Source organism: Protaetiibacter sp. SSC-01 (assembly GCF_014483895.1).
GTDB lineage: Bacteria > Actinomycetota > Actinomycetes > Actinomycetales > Microbacteriaceae > Homoserinibacter.
Map to the genome: position 1 here is coordinate 1,593,157 of NZ_CP059987.1, position 18,130 is coordinate 1,611,286.

At 70.9% G+C, this 18,130-nt stretch carries 19 protein-coding genes; 4 read left to right on the forward strand and 15 right to left on the reverse strand.

The window, feature by feature from the left end:
* Positions 1-66 precede the first annotated feature (66 nt).
* The 3 genes from H4J02_RS07570 to H4J02_RS07580 form a co-directional block, all read right to left on the reverse strand.
* Complete coding sequence (locus tag H4J02_RS07570) at positions 67-297, reverse strand: hypothetical protein (protein WP_187674036.1); 231 nt, start codon at positions 295-297, stop codon at positions 67-69.
* 146 nt (positions 298-443) lie between these two features.
* Positions 444-1,073 (reverse strand): 30S ribosomal protein S4, encoded by a 630-nt coding sequence (gene rpsD / locus H4J02_RS07575; protein ID WP_187674037.1) that lies wholly within the window; start codon positions 1,071-1,073, stop codon positions 444-446.
* Positions 1,074-1,221: 148 nt separating this feature from the next.
* Complete coding sequence (locus H4J02_RS07580; RefSeq protein ID WP_187674038.1) at positions 1,222-2,592, reverse strand: replication-associated recombination protein A; 1,371 nt, start codon at positions 2,590-2,592, stop codon at positions 1,222-1,224.
* A gap of 123 nt (positions 2,593-2,715) precedes the next feature.
* Between H4J02_RS07580 and H4J02_RS07585 the strand changes: the two genes are divergently transcribed.
* From H4J02_RS07585 to H4J02_RS07595, 3 genes are all read left to right on the forward strand, one after another.
* Positions 2,716-3,519, forward strand: coding sequence for a peptidylprolyl isomerase (locus H4J02_RS07585; RefSeq protein WP_262405976.1), 804 nt, complete (start codon positions 2,716-2,718; stop codon positions 3,517-3,519).
* 53 nt (positions 3,520-3,572) lie between these two features.
* Complete coding sequence (locus H4J02_RS07590) at positions 3,573-4,802, forward strand: DUF349 domain-containing protein (RefSeq protein WP_262405978.1); 1,230 nt, start codon at positions 3,573-3,575, stop codon at positions 4,800-4,802.
* Positions 4,803-4,899: 97 nt separating this feature from the next.
* Complete coding sequence (locus H4J02_RS07595) at positions 4,900-5,442, forward strand: hypothetical protein (protein WP_187674040.1); 543 nt, start codon at positions 4,900-4,902, stop codon at positions 5,440-5,442.
* Here the strand turns inward: H4J02_RS07595 and H4J02_RS07600 are convergent.
* The 11 genes from H4J02_RS07600 to pdxS form a co-directional block, all read right to left on the reverse strand.
* On the reverse strand, positions 5,429-7,678 hold the full coding sequence (locus tag H4J02_RS07600) for a bifunctional (p)ppGpp synthetase/guanosine-3',5'-bis(diphosphate) 3'-pyrophosphohydrolase (RefSeq protein WP_187674041.1): 2,250 nt from the start codon (positions 7,676-7,678) through the stop codon (positions 5,429-5,431). The two genes, H4J02_RS07595 and H4J02_RS07600, sit on opposite strands and share 14 nt — an antisense overlap.
* Before the next feature lie 53 nt (positions 7,679-7,731).
* Positions 7,732-8,751: a protein translocase subunit SecF gene (gene secF / locus H4J02_RS07605; protein ID WP_187674042.1), complete on the reverse strand. Its 1,020-nt coding sequence runs from the start codon at positions 8,749-8,751 to the stop codon at positions 7,732-7,734.
* Positions 8,751-10,556: a protein translocase subunit SecD gene (gene secD / locus H4J02_RS07610; protein ID WP_187674043.1), complete on the reverse strand. Its 1,806-nt coding sequence runs from the start codon at positions 10,554-10,556 to the stop codon at positions 8,751-8,753. Before secD ends, secF begins: the two co-directional genes overlap by 1 nt.
* Before the next feature lie 3 nt (positions 10,557-10,559).
* Positions 10,560-10,985 carry a preprotein translocase subunit YajC gene (yajC, locus tag H4J02_RS07615; RefSeq protein ID WP_187674044.1) on the reverse strand — a complete coding sequence of 142 codons (426 nt, stop codon included), beginning with the start codon at positions 10,983-10,985 and terminating at the stop codon, positions 10,560-10,562.
* 78 nt (positions 10,986-11,063) lie between these two features.
* Positions 11,064-12,104: a Holliday junction branch migration DNA helicase RuvB gene (gene ruvB / locus H4J02_RS07620; protein WP_187674045.1), complete on the reverse strand. Its 1,041-nt coding sequence runs from the start codon at positions 12,102-12,104 to the stop codon at positions 11,064-11,066.
* A complete protein-coding gene (ruvA, locus tag H4J02_RS07625) occupies positions 12,101-12,712 on the reverse strand; it encodes a Holliday junction branch migration protein RuvA (protein WP_187674046.1) in 612 nt (203 codons plus the stop codon). Before ruvA ends, ruvB begins: the two co-directional genes overlap by 4 nt.
* A gap of 3 nt (positions 12,713-12,715) precedes the next feature.
* Complete coding sequence (gene ruvC / locus H4J02_RS07630; protein WP_222942150.1) at positions 12,716-13,276, reverse strand: crossover junction endodeoxyribonuclease RuvC; 561 nt, start codon at positions 13,274-13,276, stop codon at positions 12,716-12,718.
* Positions 13,277-13,298: 22 nt separating this feature from the next.
* The gene (locus tag H4J02_RS13890) at positions 13,299-14,060 is read right to left on the reverse strand and encodes a YebC/PmpR family DNA-binding transcriptional regulator (RefSeq protein WP_222942151.1); all 762 of its coding nucleotides are present in this window, start codon (positions 14,058-14,060) and stop codon (positions 13,299-13,301) included.
* Between the two features lie 47 nt (positions 14,061-14,107).
* Complete coding sequence (locus H4J02_RS07635; RefSeq protein ID WP_187674048.1) at positions 14,108-14,743, reverse strand: hypothetical protein; 636 nt, start codon at positions 14,741-14,743, stop codon at positions 14,108-14,110.
* A 197-nt stretch (positions 14,744-14,940) separates the two neighbouring features.
* Positions 14,941-15,549 (reverse strand): pyridoxal 5'-phosphate synthase glutaminase subunit PdxT, encoded by a 609-nt coding sequence (pdxT, locus tag H4J02_RS07640; protein WP_187674049.1) that lies wholly within the window; start codon positions 15,547-15,549, stop codon positions 14,941-14,943.
* A complete protein-coding gene (gene pdxS, locus H4J02_RS07645; RefSeq protein WP_187674050.1) occupies positions 15,539-16,453 on the reverse strand; it encodes a pyridoxal 5'-phosphate synthase lyase subunit PdxS in 915 nt (304 codons plus the stop codon). The genes pdxT and pdxS overlap by 11 nt, the downstream gene beginning before the upstream one ends.
* An 86-nt stretch (positions 16,454-16,539) precedes the next feature.
* On the opposite strand from pdxS, the gene pdxY reads away from it, so the two are divergent.
* The gene (pdxY, locus tag H4J02_RS07650; RefSeq protein WP_187674051.1) at positions 16,540-17,391 is read left to right on the forward strand and encodes a pyridoxal kinase PdxY; all 852 of its coding nucleotides are present in this window, start codon (positions 16,540-16,542) and stop codon (positions 17,389-17,391) included.
* A 107-nt stretch (positions 17,392-17,498) separates the two neighbouring features.
* On the opposite strand, the gene H4J02_RS07655 is transcribed toward pdxY, so the two are convergent.
* Entirely contained in the window at positions 17,499-18,059 is a 561-nt protein-coding gene (locus H4J02_RS07655) for an HIT domain-containing protein (protein ID WP_187674052.1), read from the reverse strand.
* Positions 18,060-18,130: the final 71 nt, after the last annotated feature.

The following is an 18,130-nucleotide window of genomic DNA, read 5'->3' on the forward strand; positions in this document are numbered from 1 at the left end:
AGGAACTCCGTAAAGATGTCCCGTCGGGACGAGGCCTGCGGGCCGCCGGCCCGACGGCGGGTGGGATCAGGACTTGGCGCGCTGGGCGAGGTCGTCGATCGCGTCCTGAGCGTTCGCGACGGCCTGCTTGAGCTCCGCCTCGCGGGCCTTGTAGCCCGTCACGACGGCGTCGCCGAATTCGCGGGCCTTGTGATCGACCTCATCGAAGAACTGCTTGCCCTGAGGGGTCTTGGCGACCTCGTGTGCGACGACGAAGCCGATGGCGACTCCGGCGATCAGAAGCAGTGCACCCTTCATCGTGTTCCTCACTTCTCGTTCGCGGACGTCGAGCGGCGGATGCCGCGCAACTCCCCTAGCCTATGCCGTTCTCGGCGACCCCGTTTGGTGAGCGCCGAATGCAGAACGCCCCGGGAGCATGTCCCGGGGCGTTCGGTGCTGAGTGCTTAGCGGGCCGCGTAGTACTCGACCACGAGCTGCACGTCGCAGGTCACGGGGACCTCGGCGCGCTTCGGGCGACGCACGAGGCGCGCCTGCAGCTTGTCGAGCTCGACCTCGAGGTAGCCCGGGGTCTTGGGCAGCACGTCGACGTGACCGCCGGCAGCGGCGACCTGGAACGGCTCGGTCGACTCCGAGCGCTCCTTGACGTGGATGAGCTGACCCGGCTTCACACGGAACGACGGGCGGTCGACGATCTTGCCGTCGACGAGGATGTGGCGGTGCACGACGAACTGGCGCGCCTGCGCCGTGGTGCGGGCGAAGCCGGCACGCAGCACGAGGGCGTCGAGACGCATCTCGAGCAGCTCGACGAGGTTCTCACCGGTGAGGCCCTGCGTGCGACGGGCCTCGTTGAAGACGATGCGCAGCTGCTTCTCGCGGATGCCGTACTGCTCGCGCAGACGCTGCTTCTCGCGCAGACGCACCGCGTAGTCGCTGTCGGCCTTGCGCTTGGTGCGACCGTGCTCGCCCGGGGCGTAGGGACGCTTCTCGAGGTAACGGGCGGCCTTCGGCGTCAGCGGGATGCCGAGCGCGCGCGAGAGGCGGACCTTGCGGCGGTCCTGGGACTTGGTGGTCATGGATGTCCTTCCAACACGTGGCCGCGGCTTTCGCAGCTCACAGACGTGCATCCCTCCGTCCGGCGTTCCGGGCGCACGTCGACGCGACCGGCGGAACTGAAGGTGGGATGTGTTCGGACTCGAACCGGTACAGCCTACCAGAAGGGGGCTACTCCCCCGGCGTCTCCTCGCGCTTGGGCAGCGGCTTGCCCGTGAGGAGCGCGCGCAGCCGCTCGAGGCGCGCAGACAGCTCTCGCTCGTAGCCGTTGCCCGTCGGCGCGTAGTAGCGCGTGCCGCGCAGCTCGTCGGGGAGGTACTGCTGCTCGGCGACCCCGAACGGCGCGTCGTGCGCGTACTGATAGCCCTTGCCGTGACCGAGGCGCTTGGCGCCCGGGTAGTGCGCGTCGCGCAGGTGCTTCGGGACGCGCCCGATGCGGCCCGCCCGCACATCCGCGATCGCCTTGTCGACGCCCAGGTACGACGCGTTCGACTTGGGCGCGGTCGCGAGGTACACGACCGCCTCGGCGAGCAGGATGCGGCCCTCGGGCATGCCGATGAGCTGAACGCCCTGCGCGGCGGCGACCGCGATCTGGAGCGCCTGCGGGTCGGCCATGCCGATGTCCTCGGCGGCCGAGATCATGATGCGCCGTGCGATGAACCGCGGGTCCTCGCCCGCCTCGATCATGCGCGCCAGGTAGTGCAGCGACGCGTCGACGTCGGAGCCGCGGATCGACTTGATGAAGGCGCTGATGACGTCGTAGTGCTCGTCGCCCTGTCGGTCGTAGCGCAGGAGCGCGCGGTCGACCGTCGCCGCGACGATCTCGGGGGTGATCTCGGGGGTCTCGCCCTCCTGCGCGGTGTCGGGCGCGGCCGCGACGATCGCGGCCGCCTCGAGCGCCGTGAGGGCGCGGCGGGCGTCGCCGGATGCGAGCCGCACGATCGCGGCGCGCGCATCGTCCGAGAGCGACACGGCCCCGCCGAGCCCGCGCGGGTCGGCGACGGCGCGGTCGACGAGCATGCCCAGGTCGTCGTCCGAGAGCGGCTCGAGGGTGAGGAGCAGCGAGCGGGACAGCAGGGGCGCGACAACGGAGAACGACGGGTTCTCGGTCGTCGCGGCCACGAGGATGACCCAGCCGTTCTCGACGCCCGGGAGCAGCGCATCCTGCTGGGCCTTCGTGAAGCGGTGGATCTCGTCGAGGAAGAGCACGGTCGAGATGCCGTAGAGGTCGCGCGTCGAGCGCGCCTCGTCCATGACCTGGCGCACGTCCTTGACGCCCGCGGTCACGGCCGAGAGCTCGACGAACCGTCGGCCCGAGCTGCGCGCGATCGCCTGCGCGAGAGTCGTCTTGCCGGTTCCCGGCGGACCCCACAGGATCACGGACACCGAGCCCGACTCGCCCGTCTGGTCGCGCGCGAGGTTGACGAGCGGCGAGCCGGGTGTGAGCAGATGCCGCTGCCCCGCGACCTCGTCGAGCGAGGTGGGCCGCATCCGCACCGCCAGCGGGGTCGACCCCGTGCGGAGTCCCTGCTGGCCGGTCATGCGCTCATGCTAACCGCGGCGCCCGACGCGCGCCGTCGCCGGGTTTGGAGCGCCACGGGGCGCTCGTTAGAGTTCACGGTGGGCCGCGCGGGATGCGGCCCGACCCGTCGGAGAGGACCGCGAGTGGCATCGAGTCGGCAGCAGCGCGAGCAGCGCGAGGCGCGGGAGCGCCTCCGGGCGTACCAGGCTCGACAGGAGGTGCACGACCGGCGCATCAAGCGGCGCCGTCGTGACAACGTGCTCGCGGTCGCGGGCGGCCTCCTCGTCGCCGCTCTGGCGATCACGACGCAGGTCGTCTACTTCACCGCCGGTCCCGGCGCCCCGGCGCCCGCGCCGAGCGCCTCGCCCTCCGAGACGCCGAGCGCGCAGGCGGGTGAGAACGTGGGCGCTCCGGATGCCGACCTCGCCGAGGACCGGGTCTGGACGGGTGAGCTCGTCATCAACGACGTCGCGCTCGGCATCGAGCTCGACGGCACGAAGGCTCCGCAGGCGGTCGCGGGCTGGGTCCAGGACGTCCAGGACGGCTACTACGAGGGCAAGACCTGCCACCGCCTCGCCACCAACGACGGCTTCTCGTTCCTGCAGTGCGGCTCGCTCGACGGCACGGGCGCGGGCGACCCCGACTTCCGGTACGGCCCCATCGAGAACGCCCCGGCCGACAGCATCTACCCCGCGGGCACGATCGCGATGGCGCGCGCCGGCGGCGACGCCTACAGCAACGGTCACCAGTTCTTCGTCGTGACGGCCGACACGATGCTCCCCGCCGACCAGGCGGGCGGCTACACCGTCGTCGGCACGGTCACGAGCGGCCTCGACGAGCTCATCGCCCAGGTCACCTCGGCGGGCGTCGACGAGGCCACGGTCGGCAGCGACGGCACGGGCAAGCCCGTGGTCCCCGCCACCATCACGCGGGTGACGCTGCAATAGGCTGTCACGGGCCGGGGAGACGAACCGGCCACGAGGCGAGAGCAGGAGATGCAGTGAGCGACGAGCAGACGGGCCCCTGGGGCCGCGTCGACGACGACGGCACGGTGTACGTCCGCGGGGCCGCCGGCGAACGGGCCGTCGGCCAGTACCCGGATGCCACCCCCGAGGAGGCGCTCGCCTACTACGAGCGCAAGTTCGCCGAGCTCGAGGGTCAGGTGAGCCTCCTCGAGCAGCGTCTGCGCGGCGGTGCGCCCGCTCAGGACGTCGCGAAGGCCGTCGCGGCCCTCGCGCCTTCGATCCCCGAGGCGAACGCCGTGGGCGACCTGCAGGCTCTCTCCGACCGCCTCGCGAAGCTCCAGGAGACACTCGGCGAGGCCGCCGAGAAGCAGAGCGCCGAGGCGCAGCAGGCCGTCGCGGATGCGATCGCCGATCGCGAGGCGATCGTCGCCGAGGCGGAGGCCCTCGCCGCGCAGGATCTCTCCAAGGCGCAGTGGAAGCAGGTGTCGGCGCAGCTCGACGCACTGTTCGCCCGCTGGCAGACCGCTCAGCACAGCAGTCCCCGCATCCCGAAGAAGGACGGCGATGAGCTGTGGAAGCGGTTCCGCACCGCGCGCTCGACGATCGAGGCCGCCCGCAAGGCGTTCTTCGCGGAGCTCGACACGGTGCACCGCGACGCCCGCGCCCGCAAGCAGGCGCTCGTCGAGAAGGCCGAGGCCCTCGCCGACAAGGGTGCCGCGGGCATCCCCGACTACCGCCGGCTGCTCGACGACTGGAAGGCCGCGGGCCGCGCCGGCAAGAAGGCCGACGACGCCCTGTGGGCCCGGTTCAAGGCGGCGGGCGACGTGCTCTACGGCGCGAAGGCCGAGGCCGACGCCATCGAGAACGTCGAGTTCGGCGAGAACCTCGAGAAGAAGCTCGCGCTCCTCGAGGAGGCCGAGCCGCTGCTCCAGGCGACCGACCGCACCGCGGCGCGCACGAAGCTCACCGACATCCAGCGCCGCTGGGACGAGATCGGCAAGGTGCCGCGCGACCAGGTACGCGTCATCGAGGACCGCCTCCGGAAGATCGAGACGGCCGTGCGCAAGCTCGAGGAAGAGCACTGGAACCGCACGAACCCCGAAAAGCAGGCGCGGAGCGAGGGTTTCGCGGCCCAGCTCGAGCAGGCGATCGCGAAGGCCGAGGAGGACCTCGCCGCCGCGCAGAAGGCGGGCGACAAGCGCAGCATCCAGAAGGCCGAGGAGGAGCTCGCCGCCAAGCGGGCCTGGCTCTCGGCCCTCGGCTGAGCGCCCGCCCCCCTCCGACGGTTCTCCACAGGGCCGGTTCCGCACAGATCGGCTGATCCCGCGCATCCGGGACGGCGGACCGCGGCACGCTGAGCGGGTGACACCGTTCCCCGTGCTCCACGAGCTCGCCGAGGTCGAGCTGCAGGCCGCCGTCCTCGACGGCGAGTGCTACCGGCTCGCCGACGCATACGTGCCCATCGGGGTCGCACCGTCGACTCCCGTGCGTGCCGCCGCAGCCGTCGGCACACGCTCACCGCGGCTCGTCGCGGCGCTCGCCTCGGCCGCGTGGGTCTGGCACGCGCTCCCGGCGCCGCCGAGCCGACCGGAGTTCCTCGTCGACATCCGCGCCCGCTGGCGCCCGCCCGCGGCCCAGCGCATGCACATCACCGAGAGCGTCCTGCGCCCCGGCGACGTCGTGCGGTACGGAGCGGCCGGCGTCACCTCTCCCCTGCGCACCGCGCTCGACCTCGCCCGTTTCCGCGAGGCCTTCGGCGACGAGGAGCGCGCGATCGTGCGCGCACTCGCCGAGATCGGGGGCTTCGGGCTCGCCGAGGCGGTCTCCGCGATGGAACGCGGCCGCCACCTGCACGGCAAGGTCGAGGCGCGACGGCGCCTGCGCGCCGCGCTCAGCCCGAGTTGACCCGGTAGACGTCGTAGACGGCGTCGATGCGGCGCACGGCGTTCAGCAGCCGGTCGAGGTGCACAGTATCGCCCATCTCGAACACGTAGCGGCTGATCGCGAGCCGATCGCTCGAGGTCGACACGTTCGCCGAGAGGATGTTGACGTGGTGCTCCGAGAGCACGCGCGTGATGTCCGAGAGCAGCCCCGCGCGGTCGAGAGCCTCCACCTGGATCTGCACGAGGAAGAGGCTCGACGAGGTCGGAGCCCACTGCACGTCGATCATGCGGTCGGGCTGCGTCAGGAGCGTCTTGACGTTGACGCAGTCGGAGCGGTGCACCGAGACGCCCGCGCCGCGCGTGACGAATCCGACGATCTCGTCGCCCGGCACGGGGGTGCAGCACTTCGCGAGCTTGACGAGGATGTCGGGGGCGCCCCGCACGAGCACGCCCGAATCGCTCGGGCGCAGTGCACGCTGCCGCGTCTTCGGGGTGAAGGCGAGCTCGTCCTCGGTCTCGACGTCCGTCTGGAGCGAGGCCAGCACCTTCTCGATGACCGACTGCGTCGACACATGCCCCTCGCCGACCGCGGCGTAGAGCGCCTCCACGCCGTCGTAGCGCATCTGCGCCGCGACCGCGTTGACGACGTCCTGGCTCATGAGCTTCTGGAGCGGGAGGTTCTGCTTCCGCATCGCGCGCGCGATCGACTCCTTGCCCTGCTCGATCGCCTCCTCGCGGCGCTCCTTCGTGAACCAGCCGCGGATCTTGTTGCGCGCTCGGGCGGACTTGACGAAGTTGAGCCAGTCCTGGCTGGGGCCGGCATCCGGGTTCTTCGACGTGAAGATCTCGACGACGTCGCCCGAGTTGAGCACCGACTCGAGCGGCACGAGGCGTCCGTTCACCTTCGCGCCCATCGTGCGGTAGCCGATCTCGGTGTGCACCGCGAACGCGAAGTCGACGGGCGTCGCACCCGCGGGCAGACCGATGACCTTGCCCTGCGGAGTGAAGACGTAGACCTCCTTGGCACCGATCTCGAAGCGCAGGTTGTCGAGGAACTCCCCCGGGTCCGAGGTCTCGGCCTGCCAGTCGCTGATGTGGGCGAGCCACGCCATCTCCGTGCCCGAGCGGTCGGCCCCGGCATCCGAGCGACCGGTCGCCATGCGCTCCTTGTACGCCCAGTGCGCGGCGACACCGAACTCGGCGCGCTCGTGCATCTCGTGCGTGCGGATCTGGATCTCGACCGCGCGGCCCTTCGGACCGATGACCGTCGTGTGCAGCGATTGGTAGAGGTTGAACTTCGGGGTCGCGATGTAGTCCTTGAAGCGGCCCGGGATGGGGTTCCAGCGCGCGTGGATCGCACCGAGCACGGCATAGCAGTCGCGGATCGAACTCACGAGCACGCGGATGCCGACGAGGTCGTAGATCTCGTCGAATTCGCGTCCGCGCAGCACCATCTTCTGGTAGATCGAGTAGTACTGCTTCGGCCGGCCGACGACCTGGCCCTTGATCTTCGAGCTGCGCAGGTCGTCCGTGACGGCGTCGATGACCTGCTGCACGAACTGCTCGCGCTGCGGCGTGCGGTCGCGCACGAGGCTCTCGATCTCGACGTAGAGCTTCGGGTAGAGCACCGCGAAGCTCAGGTCCTCGAGCTCCCACTTGATGGTCTGGATGCCGAGGCGGTGCGCGAGCGGCGCGTAGATCTCGAGGGTCTCCTGCGCCTTGCGCGCGGCCGACTCCTGCGGCACGAAGCCCCACGTGCGGGCATTGTGCAGGCGGTCGGCGAGCTTGATGATGAGCACGCGGATGTCCTTCGACATCGCGACGACCATCTTGCGCACCGTCTCGGCCTGCGCCGAGTCGCCGTACTTGAGCTTGTCGAGCTTCGTGACGCCGTCGACGAGCATCGCGATCTCGTCGCCGAAGTCGGCACGCAGCATGTCGAGCGTGTACTCGGTGTCCTCGACGGTGTCGTGCAGCAGCGCCGCCGCGATCGTCTTCGGACCGATGCCGAGGTCCGCGAGGATCTGCGCGACGGCGACCGGATGCGTGATGTACGGCTCGCCGCTGCGGCGCTTCTGCCCGTCGTGCGCACGCTCCGCGGCCGTGTAGGCACGTTCGATGAGCGCGATGTCGGCCTTCGGGTGGTGCGATCGCACCGTCTTGTACAGACGGTCGACGGCGCCCGTCGGCTGCGACCGCGAGAACAGCCTCGGAAGCAGCGCGCGCCGGGACGCGGTGTTCTGCGTCTCGGTGCTCATCGCGCGTCCTCCTGGAACTTCGATTCTAGAAGGCGCACGCGACGGTCACCGGCTCACGCCGCCTGGAGCTCGCCGCGGCGCTGCAGCACGCGCTTGTCGCGCTTGGCGATCTCCGGCTCGCGCTCACGGAACACCGAGTACAACGGCGCACCGAAGGCGGGCGTCGAGTAGGTGCCCGCGATCGTGCCGACGAGCAGAGCGAGCGAGATGTCGCGCAGCGTGTCGGCACCGAGCACGAACGCGCCGATGAACAGGATCGCCGCGACCGGCAGCGCCGCCACGACACCCGTGTTGATCGACCGGACGAGCGTCTGGTTGACCGCGAGGTTGACTGCCTCGCCGAAGGTGCGCGACGAGTCGTCGCCGAGCTCCGCTGTGTTCTCGCGGATCTTGTCGAACACGACGACCGTGTCGTACAGCGAGTAGCCGAGGATCGTGAGGAAGCCGATGACGGCCGCGGGTGTGATCTCCCAGCCCGTCGCGGCGTAGATGCCGACGCTGATGATGAGGTCGTGCAGGAGCTTGAGGATCGCGGCGATCGACATCTTCCACGTGCGGAAGTAGAGCGCCATGAACACGAGCGCGAGCACGAGGAACACGAGGAGGGCGCGGAGCGCGCTCTGCGTGATGTCCTCACCCCACGTGGCGCCGATGAACGAGGCCGAGACCGAGTCGGTCGCGTAGGCCTCCTCGAGGTTCGCGGTGACATCGCGCGTCTCGGTGTCGTTCAACTGGTCGGTCTGCACGCGCACGCCGCTGTCGCCGACCGTGCTCACGCGCACCACGGCCTCGGGGACGACCTCGTGCACGGCGTCCTCGGCGAGCGTGATGTCGATCGGGTCGCGGTTCTCCGCCGGGATCTCCGACACGAGGAACTGCGATCCGCCGCGGAACTCGATGCCGAAGTTGAACCCGTTGAGGAAGTCGCCGCCACCGCGGACGAAGGGCACCGCGACCGAGGCGATCATGAGGATCGCGGCGATCGCGAACCAGATGCGGCGCTTGCCGACGAAGTCGACGCTGCGCGCACCGGTGTAGAGGTCGTTGCCGAGTCGCTGGAACGGGCCGGCCATCAGCGTGCCTCCTTCTTCCCGGTCGAGTTCTTCTTCGGGCCGGTCGCAGCGGATGCCTCGAGCTCGGCGGCCTTGCGCTCGGCGATCGTCTGGCGACGCTCCGCCTCACGGCTCGCGCCCGCACGGCGCGCATCCTTCGTGACGCGGAACTCCGCGCGGCCCCGGTAGACGGCGCCGAGCGCCGTGGGGTCGAGGCCGGATGCGGGGTGCCCGCTCGCGAAGAACTTGGTCGTCGCGAGCAGCTGCATCATCGGGTGCGTGAAGAGGATGACGATGATGACGTCGATGATCGTCGTGACACCGAGCGTGAGCGCGAAGCCGCGCACCGAGCCGACGGCGAGGACGAAGAGGATGATCGCGGAGAGCAGGTTGACGCTCTTCGCCGCGAGCACCGTGCGCAGGGCGCGCTTCCATCCGGCCTCGACGGCTCCCACGAGGCTGCGGCCGTCGCGGAGCTCGTCGCGGATGCGCTCGAAGTACACGATGAACGAGTCGGCCGTGAATCCGATCGCGACGATGAGACCCGCGATGCCGGCGAGCGACAGTCGATAGCCCTCGCGCCACGACATGATGTTCACCACGAAGTAGGTGATGACTCCCGCGACGATGAGCGATGCGATCGTGACCGTGCCGAGCAGTCGGTACTGGAACAGCGAGTAGATGAACACGAGGATGAGGCCGATGAGGCCCGCGATGAGACCGCTCTGCAGCTGCGTCTGACCGAGGGTGGCCGAGATCGTATCGGTCGACTCGACGGTGAAGCCCACGGGGAGCGCACCGAACTTGAGCTGGTCGGCGAGCACCTTCGACGACTCCTGCGTGAAGCCGCCCGAGATCTGCGCGCGTCCGTCGTTGATCGGGTCGTTCGCCGACGGCGCGAGCACCACCGCGCCGTCGAGCACGACCGCGAAGCGGTTGCGCGGCGACTCGAGGTTGACGAGGCGCTTCGTCACCTTCGAGAAGGCCTCGGTGCCGTCGCCGTTGAAGGTCAGGTTGACGATCCACTCGCCCGTCGAGACACCCGTCGAGGTCGTGCGGATGCCCGCGGTGGCGTCGGAGATGTCGCCACCCTGCACCTCGACCGGTCCGAGGAGGTACTTCTCCTGCCCGTACTGGTCGCACGTGATGAGAGGCTCGGCCGAGGGGGCCGCGCTCGCCGTCGCGCTGTCGAGCTGGTCGCAGCTGAAGGCGTCGTACTGCTCCTGCAGCTCGGGCGTGACCCACGCGAGGTCGGAGCCGTCGGTCGGGTCGGCCGTCGGCGTGGCGGCCGGTGCCGGGGTCTCCGTGACCTCCGGCTGCGCGGGGGCGTCGGTCGCCTCCGGATCGGCCGGCGCGTCGGTCGCGGCGGGGTCCGCCGTGGAGCCGTCGGACGGCTCGTCGGTCGGGGTGACGACCGACGAGGTCGGTGCGCCCGCGAGCAGCACGGCGCGGAAGTCCATGCGCGCGGACTGCTTGATGCGGTCGAGCGTCGCCTGATCCGGGGTCTTGCCGGGGATCGAGATGACGATCTTGTCGCCGCCCTGCGTCGTGATCTCCGACTCCGAGACGCCCGCGGCGTCGATGCGGTCGCGGATGATCTGCACCGACTGCTGCAGCTGCTCGTCGGTGACCTGCTGCCCGTCCTCGAGGGTCGGGGTCAGGATGATCTGCGTGCCGCCGTCGAGGTCGAGCGCGAGCTTGGGCGCCCAGCCCCAGCCCCACCACAGCGCACCGGCCGTGTTGAGCCCGACGAGCAGGACGATGATGCCGGCCAGCCAGCCGAGCGAGCGCCAGGCCTTCCGGACCGGCGTGGAACGTGCCGCCACCGCTTACTCTGCGGTCTCGGTGGGCTTCTGGCGCGGCGCGCGCTTCGGCTTCTCGACGCGCTCGCCGAACTCGGGCTCCACGGCGTCGGCAGCGGGCGACTCGACCTCGGTCTCCGCCTCGGCCGTCACGTCGGCGTCGCCGGCGAGCTCGTCCTCGGCGACGGGCGCCTCGTCCTCGACGACGCGGACGATGGTCTGGCGGTGCAGACGGAGCTTGGTGCCGGGCGTCGTCTCGATGACGGCCTCGTTGGAGTCGTCGTCGATCGACACGAGGGTGCCGAAGATGCCGTGCTGGGTCATGACCTCGGCACCGGGGACCAGCTTCGTCTGAAGGGTCTCGGCCTCGGCCTTGCGCTTCTTCGAGCTGCGCCACGTGAAGAAGATCATCACCACCAGCAGGCCGGCGAGCAGGATCAGCGTGTAGTCCATGAGGAGAAGGGTGCCTTCCGGGATGTGAGGGGAACGGCGTATCAGCCTACGGGTGCGCGGCTTCGCGGTCCCCGAGAATCATACGTCATCGTCGAAGAGCGTCTCGGCGGTCGCGCGAGCGGCGCCCGCGGGCCGCTTACCGAGGTGATCCCAGGCCCGCGGCGTCGCGACGCGACCGCGCGGCGTACGGCTGATCATGCCGATGCGCACGAGGAACGGCTCGACGACCGACTCGATCGTCTCCGGCTCCTCGCCCACCGACACGGCGAGCGTCGAGAGCCCGACCGGTCCCCCGTCGAAGCGTGTGAGGATGGCGTCGAGCACGGCGCGGTCGAGGCGGTCGAGGCCGAGCGGGTCGACGTCGTACAGCTCGAGCGCGGCCTGCACCGCGGCGTGGTCGGCGGACCGCTCGTGCACGAGCGCGTAGTCCCGCACGCGGCGCAGCAGGCGGTTGGCGATGCGAGGCGTGCCGCGGCTGCGCGAGGCGATCTCGGCGCGCGCATCCGGGGCGAGGTCGAGCCCGAGCAGGCGCGCGGCCCGTGCGAGCACCTCGTCGAGCTCGCCGTCGTCGTAGAACTCGAGGTGCGCCGTGAAGCCGAAGCGGTCGCGCAGCGGGTTGGGCAGCAGGCCCGAACGCGTCGTCGCGCCGACGAGGGTGAAGGGCGCTAGGTCGAGCGGGATGCTCGTGGCACCGGCGCCCTTGCCCACCATGATGTCGATGCGGAAGTCCTCCATCGCGAGGTACAGCATCTCCTCGGCGGAGCGCGCCATCCGGTGGATCTCGTCGATGAAGAGCACCTCGCCAGGGACCAGGCTCGAGAGCAGCGCGGCGAGGTCGCCCGCGTGCTGGATGGCGGGGCCGCTCGACATGCGGAGCGGGCGCGCGCCCTCGTGAGCGACGATCATCGCGAGCGTCGTCTTGCCGAGCCCGGGAGGGCCCGCGAGCAGGATGTGGTCGGGCGTGCGCTGCTGGAGCTCGGCCGCGCGCAGAAGCAGCTGGAGCTGACCGCGCGCCTTCGCCTGGCCGACGAACTCGGCGAGCGAGCGAGGACGCAGGGCGCCCTCGAACGCGAGCTCGGCCTCCGACTCCGCGCCGGGGGCGGTGATCGGGTCGCTCACGCGCGCACCCCCGCCCGCTGGGGCCCGATCCGGCCGAGGGCGAGCCGCAGAAGCGCCGCCGTCTCGGTGGGCGCCGTGTCGCCGAGCTCGGCGAGGAGCTCCTCGACGGCCGCGGCCGCGGTGCGCTCGGGCCAGCCGAGGCCGACGAGCGCGGCCACGACATCCGCATCCGGCGCGACGACCGGCACTCCGGCCCGCGCGGGACTCGGCGCGACGACCTTGCCGGCGAGCGACACCGTGATGAGCTTCGCGGTCTTCGGGCCGATGCCGGAGACGCGGCGGAAGGGCGCGTCGTCCTCGTCGGCGACCGCGCGCGCGATCTCCTCGGGGCTCAACTGGGCGAGCACGCCGAGCGCGGACTTCGGACCGACGCCCGAGACGCTGCGCAGGAGGTCGAAGAGCTCGAGCTGCTCGCGCGTCGAGAAGCCGAAGAGGCTCAGCTCGTCTTCGCGGACGATGAGCGCCGTGTGCACGAACGCCTCCGAGCCCGTGCGCAGCGAGAGCGCGTGGTCGGGCGTGAGGGCGACGTGCATGCCGACGCCGCCGACCTCGATGACGGCGCTGCCGCCCGCGACGTGCAGGACCGTGCCGCGGACACTCGAAATCATGTTCTAGAGTCTACGTTTGCCCGCGGACTTCTCGGCGTCGCGCCACGCCCGTTGCGCCGGGGTCAATCCGCCCGCCGCACCCGCATCCGGAGCGGTCGCTCCCCCGCGCCAGCCGTGGCAGATCGCGAGCGCGAGGGCGTCGGCCGCATCCGCGGGCTTCGGGATCTCGGCGAGCCCGAGCACCCGCGCGACCATCGCCCCGACCTGCGCCTTGTCGGCCGAGCCGTAGCCCGTGATGGCCGCCTTGACCTCGCTCGGCGTGTGCAGCGCGACCTGGAGGCCCGCCTCCGCAGCCTTCGCGACGGCGATGCCGCTCGCCTGCGCGGTGCCCATGACGGTGCGCAGGTTGTGCTGCGCGAACACGCGCTCGACCGCCACGGCATCCGGCCGGTGCTCGGCGATCGCCGCCGCGATGCCCTCGGACACCGCGAGCAGCCGTGCGGGCAGTTCGGCATCCGGGGGCGTGCGGATGACGCCCACATAGACGAGCGACACCCGGCGGTCGGGCAGCACGTCGACCACGCCCACGCCGCACCGCGTCAGCCCGGGGTCGATCCCGAGCACGCGCAGCGCCTGGCCGGCGATGTCAGTCCTCGGCGTCGAGCTCGGCCTGCACGTCGGCCGGGATGTCGAAGTTGCTGAACACGTTCTGCACGTCGTCGCTGTCCTCGAGGGCGTCGATGATGCGGAACACCTTCTTCGCCGTCTCGGCATCGACCTCGACCTTGAGGTTCGGCACGAACTCGGCCTCGGCCGAGTCGTAGTCGAGCCCGGCCTCCTGGAGGGCGGTGCGCGCTGCGACGAGATCGCTCGGCTCGGTGATGACCTCGAAACCGCCGCCCTGGTCGACGACGTCCTCGACGCCCGCCTCCATGACGGCCTCGAGGATCGCGTCCTCGGTGACGCCGTCGGCCTTCGTGATCGAGATGACGCCCTTGCGGCTGAAGTTGTAGGCGACCGAGCCGGGGTCGGCGAGCGTGGCGCCGTTGCGGCTGAGAGCCGTGCGCACCTCGGCGGCGGCGCGATTCTTGTTGTCGGTCAGACACTCGATCATGAGGGCGACGCCGTTGGGGCCGTACGCCTCGTACATGATGTTCGTGTACTCGATGGCCTCACCCGAGATGCCCGCGCCGCGCTTGATGGCGCGGTCGATGTTGTCGTTCGGCACCGAGGTCTTCTTGGCCTTCTGCACCGCGTCGTACAGCGTCGGGTTGCCGCTGAGGTCGGCGCCGCCGAGCTTCGCGGCGACCTCGATGTTCTTGATGAGCTTGGCGAACGACTTCGCGCGGCGTGCGTCGATGACCGCCTTCTTGTGCTTGGTCGTCGCCCACTTGGAATGCCCGCTCACGGTGCTCCTCTCGAAGAAAATGCGGGGGCCAGTCTAGTCGGGCCCGTTCAGGCGGGCTGTGCACGCGCTCCCGCGCGGCGCTCCGGGAGCCGGATGCCGGCGTCCCGCGCCTCGAGCTCGGCGAGGCGGTGCACCACCTCCGCGTCCTGGGCCAGCCAGGCGCGCACGGGGCGGGGCGAGATCCGGGCGAGCTCCTTCGCCGTGGCGTCGTCGAGCGCCCGCAGCGCGAGCAGGGAGTGGCCGTCCTCGAGCGCGAGGAGCGCGCGGGTCGTGCGCGCGCGGAGCACGAAGCGGACCCGCGGCAGCAGCCACACGAGCAGCACGATCGCGATCGGCAGCGCGGCGACGCCGACTCCCGCGCCCACCGCGATCGACTCGATGACCGCCTGCCCGTTGCGCCCGGCGTCCGCGAGGGAGCCGCCCGCGCCCGCCGCGGAGTCGAGGATGCCGCGCACCCCGTCGCCCAGGAGCGGCAGGCCGCTGAGCGACTCGCCGAGCTCCCCCATCGTGTCCTGGAAGCCGGTGCCCGCATCCTCGAGTCGCCCGAAGGCCTTCCCGAAGGCGGCGATCACGCCGTGCACCGTGACGCCCGCGACGATCGCGAGGGCGAGGACGACGACCGCGGAGAGGTCGGCGATGATCTGCCGCGCACGGCGCGGGGCGAAGTCGGCGTAGAGCGTCATGCGCCCAGCATGGCAGCGCTCGCTGTTATGCAGGAGGCCGGAAGCTGTTGTGCAGGACTCGCGCCCGGCACCCCTGGATTCTCAGGGCACTGCCGACAGGCACACCAGCGGACTCCTGCACAACAGCGGACTCCTGCACAACAGCGGACTCCTGCACAACAGCGAGTTCCCGCACAGCGAGTTCCTGCACAACAGCGTCAGGATGCGGCGCGCACGCGATCGAGGAAGCGGACGTGGAAGCGGTGCTCGCCCGTGACCTCCGGGTGGAACGAGGTTCCCAGCAGGTTGCCCTGCTCGACCGCGACGACCCGCCCGTCCGGGAGGGCCGCGAGCACGCGGGCGCGCTCCCCCACCGACTCGACGACCGGTGCGCGGATGAACACCGCGTGCACGGCGGGCTCCCCGAGCTCCGGGACGTCGAGGTCGGTCTCGAAGGAGTCGTTCTGGTTGCCGAACGCGTTGCGGCGCACCACGACGTCGAGCCCGCCGAGGCTCTGCTGCCCGGCGATCGCGTCGATCACGGTGTCGGCGAGCATGATGAGTCCCGCGCACGTGCCGTACACGGGCATCCCGGCGGCGATGCGCGCGCGCAGCGGCTCGGCGACCCCGAACATCCGGCTCAGCTTGTCGATGACGCTCGACTCGCCGCCCGGGAGGACGATCCCCGCGACGTCGTCGAGCTCCTGCGGACGGCGCACGGGCACCGCATCCGCTCCGAGGGCGCGCAGCACCGCGAGGTGCTCGCGCACGTCGCCCTGGAGGGCGAGGACGCCGACCCGGAGACCCTCGCCGGGGTTACCAGCCACGTTCGGCGAGGCGGTGCGGGGCGGGCAGGTCGGCGACGTTGATGCCGACCATGGCCTCGCCGAGACCGCGCGACGCCTCGGCGATGACCGCCGGGTCGTCGAAGAAGGTCGTGGCCTTGACGATCGCGGCCGCGCGCTTCGCGGGCTCGCCCGACTTGAAGATGCCGGAGCCGACGAAGACGCCGTCCGCGCCGAGCTGCATCATGAGCGCGGCATCCGCGGGCGTCGCGACGCCGCCCGCCGTGAACAGCACGACCGGGAGCTTGCCCGTCTCGGCGATCTCGGCGACGAGGTCGTACGGCGCCTGCAGCTCCTTGGCCGCGACGTAGAGCTCGTCCTTCGTCTTCGAACGCAGCACGTTGATCTCGCTCGTGATGGTGCGGATGTGCTTGGTCGCCTCCGACACGTCGCCCGTGCCCGCCTCGCCCTTCGAGCGGATCATGGCCGCGCCCTCGGTGATGCGGCGCAGCGCCTCGCCGAGGTTGGTCGCGCCGCACACGAACGGCGTCGTGAACTGCCACTTGTCGATGTGGTTGACGTAGTCGGCGGGCGAGAGCACCTCCGACTCGTCGATGTAGTCGACGCCGAGTGCCTGCAGCACCTGCGCCTCGACGAAGTGGCCGATGCGCGCCTTCGCCATGACGGGGATCGAGACCGACGCGATGATCTCGTCGATGAGGTCGGGGTCGCTCATGCGGGCCACGCCGCCCTGGGCGCGGATGTCGGCGGGAACGCGCTCGAGGGCCATGACGGCGACGGCGCCCGCGTCCTCGGCGATGCGCGCCTGCTCGGCGGTGACGACGTCCATGATGACGCCGCCCTTGAGCATCTCGGCGAGGCCGCGCTTGACGCGGTCGGTGCCGCGCGAGGCGGGGGTGGCGGTTCCGGGTTCGGGGGTGGTCATGGTCGGAATCCTATTCCGCGCGCGCGAGGGCGATCCGCCCCGCGTGACATACGCGGCCACATGACGCGCAGTGGCATCATCGGACGGTGAAGATCCTCTCGATCCAGTCAGCGGTCGCCTACGGCCACGTCGGCAACTCGGCCGCCGTCTTCCCCCTCCAGCGCATCGGCGTCGAGGTGCTGCCCGTCTACACGGTGAACTTCTCGAACCACACCGGGTACGGCGCGTGGCGCGGCCCGCTCATCCCGCCGGAGGACGTGCGGGAGGTCGTGACGGGCATCGAGGAGCGCGGTGCGTTCCCCGCGATCGACGCCGTGCTGTCCGGCTACCAGGGATCGGAGGGCATCGGCGACGTCATCGTCGACGCCGTCGCGCGCGTCAAGGCCGCGAACCCCGATGCCGTCTACGCGTGCGACCCCGTCATGGGCAACGCGAAGTCCGGATGCTTCGTCGCCCCCGCCATCCCCGTGCTGCTGCGCGAGAGGGTCGTGCCCGTCGCCGACATCATCACCCCGAACCAGTTCGAACTCGGCTTCCTCACCGAGACCGAGCCCGACACGATCGAGTCGACCCTCGCATCCGCGGACCTCGCGCGCGCCATGGGCCCGCGCACGGTGCTCGTGACGAGCGTCGAGCGGCCCGACCGCGAGCCCGACACGATCGAGATGATGGTCGTCGACGACTCCGGCGCCTGGATCGTGCAGACGCCGCTCCTCCCCATGAAGGCGAACGGCTCGGGAGACGTCACGGCGGCGCTCTTCACCGCGCACTACCTCGCGACGCGCGACGCGGCCGAGGCCCTCGCGCGCACGACGTCGAGCGTGTGGGACCTGCTGCGCACGACCCACGAGTCGGGCGAGCGCGAGCTCAAGCTCGTCGAGTCGCAGGACTTCTACGCGAACCCGCGCATGCAGTTCGAGGTGCGCCGCCTGCGGTGAGTCACCGCGGGCTGGTTTCGACACGCCCGCTCCGCGGGCTACTCAACCAGCGGTCATGCTCGCTGGTTGAGTAGCGCCGCAGGCGCGTGTCGAAACCAGCCCCCGGCCTACTTCGGCCAGGCGTCCGCGATCTCCTGACGCACCTCGCCGAGCAGCTTCGGCAGCGCCTTCGTGCGCGCGACGATCGGGAAGAAGTTCGCATCCGTCGCCCAGCGCGGCACGACGTGCTGGTGCAGGTGCGCCGCGATGCCCGCGCCCGCGATGGCGCCCTGGTTCATGCCGATGTTGAAGCCGTCGGCGCGCGAGGTCTGACGGATGACGCGCATCGCCGTCTGCGTGATGGCGCCGATCTCGGCGACCTCGGCGTCATCGGCCTCGTCGTAGGTCGCGATGTGGCGGTACGGCACGACGAGCAGGTGGCCGCTGTTGTACGGGAAGAGGTTGAGGAGCGCGTAGACGCGCTCGCCCCGGTGCACGATGAGCGCCTGCTCGTCGCTCAGCGTCGGAGCGGTGCAGAACACGCAGTCGTCGCCCGGCGGCCCGCCGCCCTGCTCGATGTAGGCGATGCGGTGCGGCGTCCACAGCCGGCCGAAGCCATCGGGGATGCCGGCGAAGTCGCTCGAGGGCTCGGCGTGGGGGTACTCGGTGCCGTCGTAGTCGCGTGTCATCGCTGCCAGGCTACCGGCGCACGGATGCCGGGCGCGCGGATGCCGGGCGCGCTCGAGGCGACGCCCGGCAT